Genomic DNA, 14,752 nt, shown 5'->3' with positions numbered 1-14,752 from the left:
CCGGGTGTGGCTCAGCTTTCCGCCTCTCCCGAGGCTGAGGCGAGGCCGTATTCCTGCAGCTTGTAGAGGAGCGTGCGCCGGCTGATGCCGAGCTCGACGGCGGTATGGCTGCGATTGCCCGAGTTGCGCGTCAGCGCGTTGCGGATCACCTGGCTTTCGAACTCGTTGACGAGCTCGCGCAGGGAGCCTTTGCGCATCGTCGCATCGAGGTTGCCGGTGTCGGCAAGTCCCTCGCTCGCCCCGGTGATGGAGGCGGGAAGGTCCTCGACCGTGATGACATTGGTCGTGCACATGACGACGGCATGTTCGATGGCATTGGCGAGCTCGCGCACATTGCCGGGCCACGGCCAGGCGAGCAGGCAGTCCATCGCCGACGTATCGAAGCCGCGGATGACAAAATTGTTTTCCGCGCAGAAGCGCTCCAGAAAATGCTCCGAGAGCAGCCGCACATCTTCCGGCCGGTCGCGCAGCGGGATGGTCTCGAGCGTGACGACGTTGAGGCGGAAATAGAGATCCTGCCGGAATGTCCCCTCCCGCACCATCTCCTGAAGGTTGCGGTTGGTCGCCGCCACGATGCGCACATCGGCCTTGATCGGCGCGCCGCCGCCGACGCGCTCGAATTCGTGCTCCTGCAGAACCCGCAACAGCTTCGCCTGCAGGCCCGGAGAAATCTCGCCGATCTCATCGAGGAAGAGGGTGCCGTGTTCGGCCTGCTCGAAGCGGCCGCGATGCCGGCTTGCGGCGCCGGTAAAGGAGCCCTTTTCGTGGCCGAAGAACTCGCTTTCGTGCAGCCCTTCCGGGATCGCGGCGCAATTCACCTTGACGAAGGGATGTGCCGCGCGGGCGCTGCCGTAATGGATGGCGGCGGCGACGAGCTCCTTGCCGGTGCCGCTCTCGCCCTGGATGAGCACGGTCGCATTGCTGCGTGCGACCTTGGCGATCGTCTGCCGCTGCTCGATCATGCGCGGATTGTTGGTCAAAATGCCTTCCGCGCCGTAGCGTTCGGACAATTCGCGGCGCAGCGAGACGATGTCGCGACGCATCGCCCGGATCTCCAGGATCCGACGCACCAGCATGCGGATCTCGTCGAGATCGAAGGGTTTCAGGACGTAATCGAAGGCGCCGTCCTTCATCGCCTGCACGGCGGTGCCGACTTCGGCGAAGGCCGTCATCAGCACGATCTGCGCGGTGCGGTCGATCTCCACGATGGCTTTGAGCGCATCGAGGCCGTTCATGCGCGGCATGCGGATGTCGAGCAGCACCACATCCGCATGCTGGCGCCGAAAGGTCTCGACACCCTCCAGCCCATCCTTGGCCACGACGACCTCAAGCCCCTCCTTCTGGAGGACGGCCTTGAGCATGTGGCAGATGGCCTGGTCGTCGTCGACGACGAGAGCAACGGGTGTGGAATTGGTCATTCTGTTTTTTCTGATACAGGAGCGACAATCGGAATGCGAATCCGAACAACGGTCCCGTGCCCGGCTCGGCTGTCGAAACTGATGACGCCGTGATGCGCATCGATGATGCGGTGGACCATGGCGAGGCCGAGCCCCGTCCCGCTGGGCTTGGTGGAGAAGAAGGGGTCGAAGACTTTGCCGACGTGATGTGGCTCCACGCCGACGCCGTCGTCGCGCACTTCGATGGCAATGTCGTCCGGACCTTCGCGGGCCGCGGTGACGACCACGCGGCCATCGTTGGTGACTGCCTGCAGCGCGTTGATGAGGAGATTGAGGAGCGCCTGTTTCAGCGCTTCGGCATCGGCGTCGATGTCCGGCAGATCCTTCTCGAACTGGAGGTCGATCTGCACGTTCCCCTGGCCCTTGGCGAGGAAGCTCACGTCTTCGATGAGATTGGCGACGTCGATCCTGCTGATCTTCGGCGGCCTCAGCCGACCGAAGGCGAGAAGCTTGCCGATGGTGTCGTTGAGGACGTCGACCTCATGGATGATGATCGCCGAATAACGCCGCCATTCATCCGGATCGTCGCAATCGGCGAGATATTGCACGAAGCCGCGGATCGAGGTGAGGGGGTTGCGGATCTCATGCGCGATGCTGGCTGTCAGCTCGCCGAGAGCGGCCAGACGGTCGGCGCGCATCACCTGCACCATGAGCCGGTCGCGTTCGCTGACGTCCTTGAGGACGACCACGGCCCCGATGCGTCGGTTCTCCGCATCGTGCAGGACGCTCGACGTGGCCGTTAGGCGCCAGACGGACTCCTTGCGCGGGATTTCGAGCGTCACCCCGATATGCGGGCGACCTGTGTCGAGCGTGTCGAGAAGGGCGCTCGCCACATGCATGTGATCGGCAAAGAGCGACCGGTAGGACTGGCCGATGACCTCCGTCGCCGGCACGTCGTACATCTGTTCCGCGGCGGGGTTGAAGGCGGTGATCCGGCCGTCGACGTCGACCGCTACGACCCCGTCGGCGATGCTGGTGAGAATGTTTTCCGTGAGCGTGCGCGCGTCGAGAAGCGCCATCGCCATGTTGTTGACGGCATCGACGATCTCGCCGAGCTCGCCGCGCAAGGGGGCGATCGGTCGTCTGAGATCATCCTTGAGGCTTGCGAGACCGCCGACGATCATGTCGACTTCGCGCGACAACCGCTTCGACATCAAATGAATGACGATGCCGGCGACCAGGATGCCGCCGAGGGTGATGGCGAGGACGGTGCGATCGACCGTCTGTTCCTGGCGTTCGATCGCGTCAGTGAATTCGTTGGCCCAGATATAGCCGATCACGTCGCCGTTGCGGCGGATCGGCCACATCGCGTTCATCACCGAGCCGCGCACGAGCGAGCCGAACTCCACATCGGGTTTGCCCGCGCGCATCACCGCGCGGCCGGGATGGTCGGGGGCGATCGCCTTGCCGACCGTGTGCCCATAGCTGGCGCTCGGCCCGTACGTGATGATGGCGTCGAGCCGGCGCGAGTAATAGCCGACGCCGACGCCGGGGTCTGACGCGGCGATCTTGTCCGTGATGGGGGCGAGCCTGGCATTGAGATGCTGGATCGCGGCCTGGCGGTCCTGCCAGCCGGACGGCAGATCGGCGAGAAGGGCATCGAAGCCCGTCCCGAGTTCGGCATCGAGGATGCGCGCCAATGAGAACAGCTTGTCCTGCTTTTCCTGGAGGAGCGCCTCACGGCCTTCATATTGCAGGATGACGCCGAGGATGACGATCGGCAGCACGACCATGACGAAGGATGTCAGCATCAGCCGCTGACGCATCTTTTCCGGCAGGACCCGCCGGCTCAGCCATCTCAGTCCCATCGGACGCTCCGTGAGATCGTGCTGGCGAGCGGATCTGCCCGCATCAGGCGGTCGTCTGCTGTGAAGCCCGGACTCGAACATGATTGGCGCCTTCGGCCGTCGGGGGAGGCGAAAGCTCTCCGCGCTGTCTGCTGGAAAGCTCCTGCGACGCCGGCTTTATCTGCGCAGATGGAAGTAAAGTCTATGTGAAAAATTTTGCGCATTGCGCAAATACCTGCACAAAATTGAGGGTGCTATTTTGTCGCAGAACTACATCTAAGCCCGCAAGAAATAAGGGATCATGAAAACTGGCACGGTCTGTGCATTACATCTCCCGCAAGCCATCGCGTCGATGGGAAACGACGTAGATGAGGGAGAATAAATGTCAAAGCTATGCAGTTGTTCATGTGCTGTCGAAAGTATCGCTGACGGGTCGTCGGTGATGATCGGCGGTTTCATGGGTGGCGGGTCTCCACATCGACTGATCGATGAACTGGTCCGTCAGGGCAAGAAGGATCTCACGATCATCGCCAACGACACGGCACGCCCGGGGATCGGGATCGGCAAATTGATCGATGCCGGCGCGGTGAAACGTTTGGTCGCCTCGCACATCGGGCTCAACCCCGAAACGCAAAAGCGGATGATCGCCAACGAAATAGAAGTTGAATTGGTCCCGCAGGGCACGCTCGCGGAGCGTATCCGCGCCGGCGGCACGGGTCTCGGCGGCGTCTTGACGGCGACGGGTGTGGGCACGGTCGTCGCAGAGGGCAAGCAGACGGTCGAGATCGAAGGTGAGGATTATCTGGTCGAAACGCCTCTGAAGGCGGATTTCGCCCTCATCCACGCTCTGCGCTCCGACATGTTCGGCAACCTTCAGTACCTTTTGACCTCGCGGAACTTCAATCCGGCCATGGCGCTCGCGGGCGAGACGGTCATTGCCGAGGCGAGTGAGGTCGTGCCGGTCGGGATGATCCCTCCTGACCACGTCGAAACCGTCGGCGTCCTTGTCGATCACCTCGTTTCCTGGGAGGCATAAATGGAAGCCAAAACGCTCATCGCCAAACGTGTCGCTCAGGAAATGGTCGACGGCGATCTCGTCAATCTCGGCATCGGCCTGCCGACCTTGATCACGAATTATCTGCCTGAGGGCGTGCGCGTCTTCTTCCAGTCCGAGAATGGTCTGATCGGCATGCAGGCCCTGCCGGAGAAGGCGGCTGCCTTTGAGGATCTGACCGATGCCGGAGGCACCCCGGCGAGCTTTATCCCCGGGGCTGCGGCCTTCGACAGCGTCGCCTCCTTCGGCTTTATCCGCGGCGGGCATCTCGACGTCACGGTGCTCGGCGGCCTCCAGGTCGACGAGGGTGGTCAGCTCGCCAACTGGATGGTGCCCGGCAAGATGGTCCCCGGAATGGGCGGTGCGATGGATCTCGTGACCGGCGCCAAGAAGGTGATCGTGGCCATGACCCATACCGCCAAAGGTTCGCCGAAGATCATCAAGAAGTGCAATCTGCCGCTGACCTCGGTGCGTCGGGTCGATCTCATCGTCACGGAAATGGCGGTCATCGAGCCGAGCGATGCCGGTCTGGTGCTCAAGGAACTCGCCCCTGGTGTCTCCCTTGACGAGGTCAAGGCGGCAACCGAGGCCGAGCTGCTCGTGCCTGACGATCTCAAAGAGATGGCGCTCGCGGCCTGACGGCCGCCTCACGCCCTTACCCTCGACCGGCCTCCCTTCCTCGCGTCCAACCCCTTTGCAACCGCTCCTCTGGAGCGGCTGAGAGCGGCCGCGCGCGGGGACGGGTAGGGCCTCCAATCCTCAGAGAGGAAAGTTCATGTCAAGCACCTACGCCAGCGCTCCGGCGCCCGTAGAAGGCGACGCGCCCGGCGGCCGTGGCCTTGCTCGTCTCGCCTACCGCTTCACCGCCATTTCGGAGAAGTGGTTCCCGGACGCCTTCGTCTTCGTGGCGCTGGCTCTTGTCGTCGTCGTCGTCGCCAATCTCGCCACGGGCGCACAGCCGCTCGAGATCGCCGACGCTTTCGGTAAGGGCTTCTGGACGCTCATCCCCTTCACCATGCAGATGGCCCTTGTCGCCATCACCGGTTACGTGGTTGCGACCTCCGGCCCGTGCACGCGTCTCATCGCGCGTCTTGCCTCGGTGCCGACTTCAAGCCGCGGAGCGGTCGCCTGGGTCGCCTTCATCACCATGTCGGCATCCTATCTCAACTGGGCGCTGAGCCTGGTTCTGGGCGGCCTCCTGGTTCGGGCGATCGCGCGCCGCACCGACATCAAAGTGGATTATCGCGCAGCCGGCGCTGCCGCCTATCTCGGCCTTGGCGCCACCTGGGCACTCGGTTTGTCGTCGTCGGCGGCCATGCTGCAGGCGAACCCGGCCTCGCTGCCGAAGTCGATCTCCGACATCAGTGGCGTCATCCCGCTCAGCCAGACGATCTTTCTCTGGCAGTCGATCGTCATGCTTCTGATCATCGCCGCCATGGCCATCACCATCGCCTATTTCTCCGCTCCCCAGGGCGCGCAGATCAAGACGGCGGAGGACATGGGTTGCGACGTCACGGAAGCCAACACCAAGGAGCAGAAGCAAACGCGCCCGGGTGAGTGGCTGGAGTTCAACTTCATCCTGCCGGCGCTCGTCGTGCTCCTCGCAGCTGGCTACGCCTATGTCGAGTTCAGCACCAACGGCGTGCTGGCGACGATCTCCAACCTCAACAACTACAACTTCTTCTTCCTGATGATCGGCCTTTTGCTGCATGGCAACATCCGCAGCTTCCTGACCGCCGTCACGAAGGCCGTGCCGACGACGGCCGGCGTCATCATCCAGTTCCCGTTCTATGCGGCGATCGCCGCCCTGCTCACCCAGGTTCCGGGCTCCGACGGCGTCACCATCTCGCACCACATCTCGCATCTCTTCGTCTCGATCGCCAACACCAGCATCTTCCCGGTGGTGATCGGCGTCTATTCCTCGATCCTCGGCTTCCTCGTCCCCTCGGGCGGCGGCAAGTGGATCATCGAAGCGCCTTATGTGTTGCAGACGGCGGCCGATCTGAACGCCCATATGGGCTGGGCGATCGAGGTCTATAACGCGGCCGAAGCTCTGCCGAACCTCATCAACCCCTTCTGGATGCTGCCTCTTCTGGGCGTCCTCGGGCTCCGCGCCAAGGATCTGGTCGGCTTCTGCTTCACCCAGCTGATCTTCGCCTTCCCACTCGTGATGTTCCTCCTGTGGGTCCTGGCTCCTGCGGCCAATCCGTGATCCCAGCCTGCCGGCCGCGCCCATCCTGGTGCGGCCGGCCCCCAGATCCTTCGCGAATACGGCGATCGCCTGAATGCCTCACCGGCGCTCCGTCCCGAATTCGCGCAACGCTCAAGTTCAATTAGGAGATTAAAATGATCGACGAGATCGTCATCGCAGGCGCAGCACGCACCCCGGTCGGCACCTTCAACGGCTCCCTGTCGAAGCTTCCCGCCCACGAGCTCGGCGCCGCCGCCATCACCGAAAGCCTCGCACGCGCCAAGGTGAAGCCGGAAGAAGTCGATGAAGTCATTCTCGGCCAGATCCTGACCGCTGCCGGCGGCCAGAACCCCGCCCGACAGGCCGCTCTTGCCGCCGGTCTGCGTGTCGAATCCACCGCCTATGGCATCAACCAGCTTTGCGGTTCCGGGCTGCGCGCCGTCGCGATGGGCTACCGGGCCCTGCAGAACGAAGATGCGAAGATCATCGTTGCGGGCGGCCAGGAGAGCATGAGCCAGGCTCCGCATGCAGCGCGGCTTCGCACCGGCGTCAAAATGGGCTCGGCCGAAATGGTCGACACCATGATCAAGGACGGCCTGTGGGATGCCTTCAACGATTATCATATGGGCGTCACGGCGGAAAACGTCGCCGAAAAGTACGGGATTTCCCGCGAAGAGCAGGATGCCTTCGCTCTCGCCTCGCAAAAGAAGGCGGGCGCTGCCCAGGAGGCAGGCCGTTTCGCCGACGAAATCGTTCCGGTGACGGTCAAGGACCGCAAGGGTGAGGTCGTCGTCGATACCGACGAGCATCCGAAACCTTCGACGACGGCTGAAGCTCTCGCCAAGCTGCGTCCGGCCTTCAAGCGCGACGGCGGCACGGTCACGGCCGGCAACGCCTCGGGTATCAATGACGGCGCGGCCGCCGTGGTTCTGATGAGCGGCGCGGAAGCCAAAAAGCGTGGCGTCACCCCGCTGGCGCGCATCGTCTCCTGGGCGACCGCCGGCGTCGATCCGGCGGTGATGGGCACGGGCCCGATCGCAGCCTCCCAGAAGGCACTCGAACGCGCCGGCTGGTCGGTCGCCGATCTCGATCTGATCGAAGCCAACGAGGCCTTTGCCGCGCAGGCGATCGCCGTCAACAAAGAGCTCGGCTTCGATACGGACAAGGTCAACGTCAATGGCGGCGCGATTGCGCTCGGCCATCCGATCGGCGCCTCAGGCGCGCGCATTCTGGTGACGCTTCTCTACGAGATGCAGCGCCGCGACGCCAAGAAAGGCCTCGCCACTTTGTGCATCGGTGGCGGCATGGGCATGGCGCTCTGCGTTGCCCGCGACTGACCTTCCAGTCTGAGCTCTCGCTCCCCCTCTCCAGCCTGACCGCTCACTCCCAATCACGATCAGGTCGGAGCCACGCCTCCCGCCCGTCCACACTTCCGGGCGGGGGGCGCGCGGGGATCTTCTTTTCATTTTAGACGCAGGATCATCCCCCAATGACCGTGTTTTCGCAGATTTCCGAAGCGGGCTCGCAGCTTGCCCATCTGAAAGAGCTGTGCGCGCATCTGCCGCCGCTGCCGACCTCCGTCATCTTCCCGTGCGACGAGACCTCGTTGCGCAGCGCCACCGATGGCGCCCGCGAAGGTCTGATCGACCCCGTGCTGGTCGGCCCGAGCGAGATGATCCAAAAGCTCGCGCACACCCATGAGATCGATATCGCCGGCCTGCGCATCGTCGATGCGGCCAATGCCAAAGCCTCCGCCGCCAAGGGTATCGAGCTTGCCCATCTGGGCGAGGTTGGCGCGGTGATGAAGGGGGCGCTCCATTCCGACGAATTGATGGGCGCCGTCGTCAAACGCGATGTCGGTCTGCGCACCTCAAAGCGCATCAGCCACGTCTTCATGATGCGTGCGCCGACCTATCCGAAATCGCTTCTGATCACGGATGCCGTGGTCAACATCGCGCCGGCGCTCGAAGACAAGCTGCACATTGCGCAAAACGCGATCGATCTCGCCCGTGCGCTCGGCATCGATCTGCCGCGCCTTGCGGTACTCTCAGCCGTGGAGACGGTGAACCCCAAGATCCCCTCGACCGTCGATGCCGCGGCACTTTGCAAGATGGCCGACCGCGGCCAGATCCGTGGCGGCATCATCGACGGGCCGCTCGCCTTCGACAATGCGATCTCGGCCGAGGCTGCGCGCACCAAGGGCATCGTCTCGGAGGTGGCCGGCCGTCCCGACATTCTCCTCGTCCCGGATCTCGCGGCCGGCAACATGCTGGTCAAGGAGCTGACCTTCCTCGGCCGGGCGGAGGTTGCGGGCATCGTTCTCGGCACCTCGGTCCCGGTCATTTTGACGAGCCGCGCCGACAGCCTGGACTCGCGCATCTCCTCCTGCGCCCTGGCGGCCCTCCTTGCCAACCAGACGGCGGCCCGCGCCTGAGCCGCGCCGCTGACCTCTCGCGCGTGCCCTTCCACGCGATCGGCGCGCACGCTCTCGCCCCCTCATAATCGACAAGGATCTTCCACATGGACCCACGCTTGTCGCACGATGGAGCGCTGCTGGTTCTCAACAGCGGCTCCTCCAGCATCAAATTCACCGTCTTTCAGGTCGCAGACGCCGGGAAAGACATTTCTCCCCTTTTCTCCGGTCAGGTGACCGGTATCGGCACGGCGGCGGAATTCTCCGTCAAGGATGTGTCAGGTGTTTCGCTTGCCCGCGAATCCTGGGCGGAGCGGGATACGGGCGGCGTCGCACCGCTGTTGCGCGATCTCATCGCCTGGATCCGCACTCGCCTGCCGGATCTGCCGCTTCTCGCGGCCGGGCACCGCGTCGTCCACGGAGGTGCGGGTTTCCATCATCCGGTCCGCGTGACCAACCGCGTGCTCGATGAGTTGGAATCCCTCATCCCGCTTGCGCCCTTGCATCAGCCGCAGAACGTTTCGGCGATCCGAGTGCTTGCCGAAAGCTTCGACGGCCTGCCTCAGATCGTCTGTTTCGACACGGCGTTTCACCATTCGCAGCCGTTTGTGGCCAAGACCTATGGCCTGCCGCGTCAACTGAGCGAGAAGGGTGTGCAGCGCTACGGCTTTCACGGCCTCTCCTACGAGTTCATTGCGCAAAGACTGCGCGAAACCGTGCCGGAGGTGGCCGAGGGCAGGGTGGTGGTCGCCCATCTCGGCAACGGCTCGAGCCTCTGCGGTCTCAAGGACGGGCGCAGCATCGACACGACGATGGGCTTTTCGGCTTTGGAAGGCGTGCCGATGGGAACGCGTTCGGGCAGTCTCGATCCCGGCATTCTGATTTATCTCATGCGTGAGATGGGCATGGACGCCGATGCGCTTGAGCACCTTCTCTATCAGGAATCCGGGCTTCTCGGCGTCTCCGGCATCTCCAACGACATGCGGGCGCTTCTGGAGAGTGACCGGCCGGAGGCGAAAGAGGCGGTCGATCTCTTCTGCTACCATGTCGCCAAGGAGATTGGTGGCTTGAGTTGCGCTCTGGGCGGGCTCGATGCGCTCGTCTTTACCGCAGGTATCGGCGAGCATTCCGCGCCGGTGCGCAGCCGAGTTTGCAGCTATCTCCGCTTTCTCGGCATCACCCTCGACGAGGAGGCGAACGACCGCGGCGACACGGCCATTGCCGCGGACGGCTCACTGCCGGTCTACATCATCCCGACGAACGAGGAGTTCATGATCGCGCGCCATGCCGTCGATCTCATGAACCTCAGAAACGCCGCGTAGACGGCCGTGAGACAGGCGCAGGCGTGCCCGCTCCCGCCCGCCTGCGCCGCAACTTTTTTGAGGGATGGGATCGCGCTCGTACGCTTGCCCGCATGCGCGGGATGCCGCGTCATGTCTGAGGATAGCCTGAAGGGGCGCGAACCGAAGCGACCGCTCAGGCGGCCTTGCCGCGTGGACGCGTCTGGTCGCTGCGCCCGGCGAGAAGCCCTTCGACGGAAATGTCTTCGTCGAGTGCGTCCCAGTGGAGGCCAAAGGGCGAGATCTCGACCTCCTGCCGCTCTTCGTCAGAGGCATTCAGAAGCCGCGGGAACCAGGCAAGCGGTACGCCGATCGTGCGGCCATCGGAAAGGCTAACCCAAATTTGCGCGTCGTCAAACCGGACGTCAGTCGCCGAAATGGTCATACCAAGCTTCCCGGATATCTTCCTGACGGGCAATCGCGATCTTCAGGATAGCACCCAGCTCCCGAGGACTGAAGCCATGGCTGTTCGCAATGGCGGCTTCCGGCTCCAGCCAGATCTTTGCTTCCTTGCCCCGTGCCCGGACGTGGATGTGCAGCGGTTCAAGGGGCAAGCCCTCGTTTGAGTAGAAGAAGAAGCGGAAGGCGCCATCGCGAAAAACCGTTGGCACCTTCCATTCTCCTCAGATCAAGAACACCCGCTCGTCGATCCGCACGTGTCGCATTTCAGGCACGTGCCGTTGCGGACCATGGTGAAGTTGCCGCATTCGGTGCAGGCTTCGCCCTCGTAGCCCTTCATGCGGGCCATCGCGACTTGTGTCGCTTTGTCCGGGCTTGCGGCCGTTTCCGCCTGCGGCTCTTCGAGGTCTAGCGGCGCCACATGGGCGTGCTGTTCCGCCTCCGGGGCGAGATCGCGCTTGAAGGCGAGGTTGCCCTTGGCCATCGGCTGGCCTGAGGATATCGCCGTCACGTTGGAGCTTGCGGGCTTTGCCGGAGCCGTGTCGGCGGAGCCTTTCGGCTCGTTGCTGGCGAACACCCGGAAGCGGCTCGTCTGGCCGCGCACCAGCCCGTGCGAGACGGGGGCAGGCGCCGGCCGATCACCTTCCACGCCACGTCCGATGGAGGTGGAGCGGATATCTTCGGGCGCGACATGTGCGAGATCGTGGCGGCCGAGATAGGAGATGGCGAGCTCGCGGAAGACGTAATCGAGGATCGAGGTGGCGTTCTTGATCGCCTCGTTGCCGGTCACCATGCCCGCGGGTTCGAAGCGGGTGAAGGTGAAGGCGTCGACATATTCCTCAAGCGGCACGCCGTATTGCAGGCCGAGCGAAATGGCGATGGCGAAATTGTTCATCATGGCGCGGAAGGCGGCGCCTTCCTTGTGCATGTCGATGAAGATTTCGCCGATGCGCCCGTCGTCGAACTCGCCGGTCCTGAGATAGACCTTGTGACCGCCGATGATCGCCTTCTGGGTATAGCCCTTGCGGCGGTTCGGCAGTTTTTCGCGCTCGCGCACATGCACTTCGCGCTCCACGATCCGCTCGACGATCTTTTCCGCCGCGATCGCCGCCTTCTGCGGCGTGTTGGCGGCGGCGATCTCTTCCACGAGATCCTCCGCCTCCTCCTCGTCGTCGGAGAGAAGCTGGGAGTTGAGAGGCTGCGAGAGCTTTGAGCCGTCGCGGTAGAGCGCATTGGCTTTGAGGCCGAGCTTCCAAGACAGCATATAGGCGTTCTTGCAATCCTCGACGGTCGCCTCGTTCGGCATGTTGATCGTCTTGGAGATGGCGCCGGAGATGAAGGGCTGGGCCGCCGCCATCATGCGGATATGGCTGTCCACCGACAGATAGCGCTTGCCGAGCCGTCCGCAGGCATTGGCGCAGTCGAAGACCGGCAGGTGCTCGTCCTTCAAATGCGGCGCGCCTTCAAGCGTCATCGCCCCGCAGCAGAAGGTGTTGGCGGCCTCGATCTCGCTCTTGGAAAAGCCGAGATGGGCGAGAACGTCGAAAGCGGGATCGGCCATCGCTTCGGCGGAGACGCCGAGAGACGCCATCTCTTCGTCGCCGAGCGTCCAGCGGTTGAAGACGAATTTGATGTCGAAGGCGGAGGCAAGAGCTGCCTTCACCTTGGCGATCGCCGCCTCCGACATGCCCTTCTCCTGAAGGGCCGCAATATTCACGCCCGGGGCATCGTCGAGCGAGCCGTGACCGACGGCATAATCGGCGATGTCGGACATCTGTTCGGCCGTATAGCCGAGCCGCTTCAAGGCTTCCGGCACCGCCCGGTTGATGATCTTGAAATAGCCGCCGCCGGCGAGCTTCTTGAATTTCACCAGGGCGAAATCGGGCTCGATGCCGGTCGTGTCGCAATCCATGACGAGGCCGATCGTGCCGGTCGGGGCGAGCACCGTCGCCTGGGCGTTGCGATAGCCGTGCTTCTCGCCGAGATCGAGCGCCCGGTCCCAGGCCGCCTTTGCGTGATCCGACAAGGCCTTGCCGTCGTCGCCGAGGCGAACGCAGACGTCGTGATCGAGCGGCACCGGATTGGTGTTGAGCCCGTCATAACCCGCGACCTCGCCATGCGCGGCCTGCCGGTGGTTGCGGATGACGCGCAGCATATGCGCCCGGTTCGGCGGAAAGCCCTGGAAGGCACCGAGTTCGGCGGCCATTTCCGCCGAGGTGGCATAGGCGGTGCCGGTCATGATGGCGCTGATCGCCCCGCAGATGGCGCGGCCTTCCTCGCTGTCATAGGGGATGCCCGAACTCATCAGGAGCCCGCCGATATTGGCGAAGCCGAGGCCGAGCGTGCGGAACTTGTAGGAAAGCTGCGCGATCTCTTTCGACGGGAACTGCGCCATCAGGACGGAGATCTCGAGCACGATCGTCCACAGCCGGACGGCATGCTCGAAGGCTTCCACGTCGAAGGCGCGGTGGCCGCTCTCGTCGGCCTCCTTCAGGAACTGCAGAAGGTTGAGCGAGGCGAGATTGCAGGCCGTGTCGTCGAGGAACATGTACTCCGAGCACGGATTGGAGGCGTTGATGCGCCCCGAGGCCGGGCAGGTGTGCCAGTCGTTCATCGTCGAGTTGAAGTGGAGGCCAGGATCCGCCGAGGCCCAGGCGGCAAAGCCGATCTGGTCCCACAATTCGCGGGCCCGCACACGCTTGGCGACCTTGCCGTCGATGCGGTTGATGAGGTCCCAGGTGCCGTCGGATTCAACGGCGCGCAGGAAGTCGTCGCGGATCGAGACGGAATTGTTGGAGTTCTGACCCGAAACCGTCAGGTAGGCCTCCGAATCCCAATCGGTGTTGTAGGTCGGGAATTCGATGTCGGTGTAGCCCTGGCGCGCGAACTGGATGACGCGGCGGATATAGGCCTCCGGCACTTGCGCCTTCTTGGCGGCGCGCACTTCGCGCTTCAGGGCCGGGTTCTTGGCGGGCTCGAAGCAATCGCCGCCCGGACCTTCGCAGTTCACGCAGGCGCGCATCACGGCTTTGAGATGCTGTGAGACGATTTTCGAGCCGGTGACGAGGGCGGCCACCTTCTGCTCTTCGCGCACCTTCCAGTCGATGTACTGCTCGATATCGGGATGGTCGATGTCGACGATCACCATCTTCGCCGCGCGCCGCGTCGTGCCGCCCGACTTGATGGCGCCCGCTGCACGGTCGCCGATCTTGAGGAAACTCATCAGGCCCGACGATTTGCCGCCACCCGACAGCTTTTCGCCTTCGCCGCGCAAGTTCGAAAAGTTCGAACCGGTGCCCGAACCGTATTTGAACAGCCGCGCCTCGCGCACCCACAGATCCATGATGCCGCCCTCATTGACGAGGTCGTCGGCGACCGACTGGATGAAGCAGGCATGCGGCTGCGGATGCTCGTAGGAGCTCTTCGACTTGACGAGTTTTCCGGTCTGGAAATCGACGTAATAATGGCCCTGGCTCGGCCCATCGATGCCATAGGCCCAAAAGAGGCCCGTATTGAACCATTGCGGAGAGTTTGGCGCCGCCTTCTGGGTGGCGAGCATGTAGCGCATCTCGTCGAAGAAGACTTCCGCATCCTCTTCGCCGTCGAAATAGCCGCCCTTCCAGCCCCAATAGGCCCAGGCGCCGGCGAGCCGGTCGAAGACCTGGCGTGCGTCGCTCTCAGAACCGATGCGCTCTTCCTCGGGCAGGTCGGCAAGCGCCTCCGAATCGGCGACCGAGCGCCACAGGAAGGAGGGGACAGAATTTTCTTCGACGCGGGTCAGGCGCGCCGGCACGCCCGCTTTGCGGAAATATTTCTGCGCCAGGATATCGGCCGCCACCTGGCTGAACTGCGCCGGCACCTCGAAATTCTCCAGCCGGAAGACGACGGACCCGTCCGGATTGCGGATCTCGCTGGTGGCTGTGCGAAATTCGATGGACGCGTAGGGCGACTGCCCCGCCTGCGTGTAATGGCGCGAAATCCGCATAATCTCTCCTCATCCCAAGGGCCGGCCATGCTGACCGCCCTTTGCCTGGAGTCCGTTTGAAAGGACTGCCGCATTTGTCCCAGAGAATGGCTCGCCCCGATGTTGGCGGGGTCGCAAACCGATCCT

The 14,752-nt window shown here is 63.6% G+C and carries 11 protein-coding genes; 6 read left to right on the top strand and 5 right to left on the bottom strand.

Features of this window, described 5'->3' with window-relative positions:
* Positions 1 to 11: 11 nt before the first annotated feature.
* Positions 12 to 1,418: a sigma 54-interacting transcriptional regulator gene (locus NYQ83_RS06585; RefSeq protein WP_261213460.1), complete on the bottom strand. Its 1,407-nt coding sequence runs from the start codon at positions 1,416 to 1,418 to the stop codon at positions 12 to 14.
* Positions 1,415 to 3,265: a two-component system sensor histidine kinase AtoS gene (gene atoS / locus NYQ83_RS06580; RefSeq protein WP_261213458.1), complete on the bottom strand. Its 1,851-nt coding sequence runs from the start codon at positions 3,263 to 3,265 to the stop codon at positions 1,415 to 1,417. Before atoS ends, NYQ83_RS06585 begins: the two co-directional genes overlap by 4 nt.
* Before the next feature lie 361 nt (positions 3,266 to 3,626).
* On the opposite strand from atoS, the gene NYQ83_RS06575 reads away from it, so the two are divergent.
* The 6 genes from NYQ83_RS06575 to NYQ83_RS06550 all read left to right on the top strand — a co-directional run bounded on the left by NYQ83_RS06575 (position 3,627) and on the right by NYQ83_RS06550 (position 10,224).
* Entirely contained in the window at positions 3,627 to 4,280 is a 654-nt protein-coding gene (locus tag NYQ83_RS06575) for a CoA transferase subunit A (protein WP_128292456.1), read from the top strand.
* On the top strand, positions 4,281 to 4,937 hold the full coding sequence (locus tag NYQ83_RS06570; protein ID WP_261213456.1) for a 3-oxoacid CoA-transferase subunit B: 657 nt from the start codon (positions 4,281 to 4,283) through the stop codon (positions 4,935 to 4,937). It abuts the gene before it with no gap.
* A gap of 136 nt (positions 4,938 to 5,073) precedes the next feature.
* Complete coding sequence (locus NYQ83_RS06565) at positions 5,074 to 6,510, top strand: short-chain fatty acid transporter (protein WP_092809242.1); 1,437 nt, start codon at positions 5,074 to 5,076, stop codon at positions 6,508 to 6,510.
* A 134-nt stretch (positions 6,511 to 6,644) separates the two neighbouring features.
* Entirely contained in the window at positions 6,645 to 7,826 is a 1,182-nt protein-coding gene (locus NYQ83_RS06560) for an acetyl-CoA C-acetyltransferase (protein WP_261213451.1), read from the top strand.
* A gap of 152 nt (positions 7,827 to 7,978) precedes the next feature.
* Positions 7,979 to 8,923 carry a bifunctional enoyl-CoA hydratase/phosphate acetyltransferase gene (locus NYQ83_RS06555; RefSeq protein WP_261213449.1) on the top strand — a complete coding sequence of 315 codons (945 nt, stop codon included), beginning with the start codon at positions 7,979 to 7,981 and terminating at the stop codon, positions 8,921 to 8,923.
* An 86-nt stretch (positions 8,924 to 9,009) separates the two neighbouring features.
* Positions 9,010 to 10,224 carry an acetate/propionate family kinase gene (locus NYQ83_RS06550; protein WP_261213447.1) on the top strand — a complete coding sequence of 405 codons (1,215 nt, stop codon included), beginning with the start codon at positions 9,010 to 9,012 and terminating at the stop codon, positions 10,222 to 10,224.
* Positions 10,225 to 10,378: 154 nt separating this feature from the next.
* Here NYQ83_RS06550 and NYQ83_RS06545 read toward each other — a convergent pair whose 3' ends face one another.
* The 3 genes from NYQ83_RS06545 to NYQ83_RS06535 are packed head-to-tail and all read right to left on the bottom strand — an operon-like array spanning position 10,379 to position 14,626.
* Complete coding sequence (locus tag NYQ83_RS06545) at positions 10,379 to 10,627, bottom strand: DUF2442 domain-containing protein (protein WP_261213445.1); 249 nt, start codon at positions 10,625 to 10,627, stop codon at positions 10,379 to 10,381.
* Positions 10,608 to 10,853, bottom strand: coding sequence for a DUF4160 domain-containing protein (locus tag NYQ83_RS06540; protein WP_261213443.1), 246 nt, complete (start codon positions 10,851 to 10,853; stop codon positions 10,608 to 10,610). The genes NYQ83_RS06545 and NYQ83_RS06540 overlap by 20 nt, the downstream gene beginning before the upstream one ends.
* 17 nt (positions 10,854 to 10,870) lie before the next feature.
* On the bottom strand, positions 10,871 to 14,626 hold the full coding sequence (locus tag NYQ83_RS06535; protein ID WP_261213442.1) for a vitamin B12-dependent ribonucleotide reductase: 3,756 nt from the start codon (positions 14,624 to 14,626) through the stop codon (positions 10,871 to 10,873).
* Positions 14,627 to 14,752 lie beyond the last annotated feature (126 nt).

Origin of the sequence: Afifella sp. JA880 (assembly GCF_025379905.1) — a bacterium.
GTDB lineage: Bacteria > Pseudomonadota > Alphaproteobacteria > Rhizobiales > Afifellaceae > Afifella > Afifella aestuarii.
Note: the sequence above shows the minus strand (reverse complement) of the source record. Positions and strands in the feature narration are given on the sequence as shown.

Bases quoted from the DNA above. Each gene is read 5' to 3' on its own strand.
- NYQ83_RS06535 (WP_261213442.1), bottom strand. From the start codon at position 14,626: ATGCGGATTTCGCGCCATTACACGCAGGCGGGGCAGTCGCCCTACGCG.
- NYQ83_RS06550 (WP_261213447.1), top strand. From the start codon at position 9,010: ATGGACCCACGCTTGTCGCACGATGGAGCGCTGCTGGTTCTCAACAGC.
- NYQ83_RS06570 (WP_261213456.1), top strand. From the start codon at position 4,281: ATGGAAGCCAAAACGCTCATCGCCAAACGTGTCGCTCAGGAAATGGTC.
- NYQ83_RS06565 (WP_092809242.1), top strand. From the start codon at position 5,074: ATGTCAAGCACCTACGCCAGCGCTCCGGCGCCCGTAGAAGGCGACGCG.
- NYQ83_RS06575 (WP_128292456.1), top strand. From the start codon at position 3,627: ATGTCAAAGCTATGCAGTTGTTCATGTGCTGTCGAAAGTATCGCTGAC.
- NYQ83_RS06555 (WP_261213449.1), top strand. From the start codon at position 7,979: ATGACCGTGTTTTCGCAGATTTCCGAAGCGGGCTCGCAGCTTGCCCAT.
- NYQ83_RS06545 (WP_261213445.1), bottom strand. From the start codon at position 10,627: ATGACCATTTCGGCGACTGACGTCCGGTTTGACGACGCGCAAATTTGG.
- NYQ83_RS06560 (WP_261213451.1), top strand. From the start codon at position 6,645: ATGATCGACGAGATCGTCATCGCAGGCGCAGCACGCACCCCGGTCGGC.
- NYQ83_RS06585 (WP_261213460.1), bottom strand. From the start codon at position 1,418: ATGACCAATTCCACACCCGTTGCTCTCGTCGTCGACGACGACCAGGCC.
- atoS (WP_261213458.1), bottom strand. From the start codon at position 3,265: ATGGGACTGAGATGGCTGAGCCGGCGGGTCCTGCCGGAAAAGATGCGT.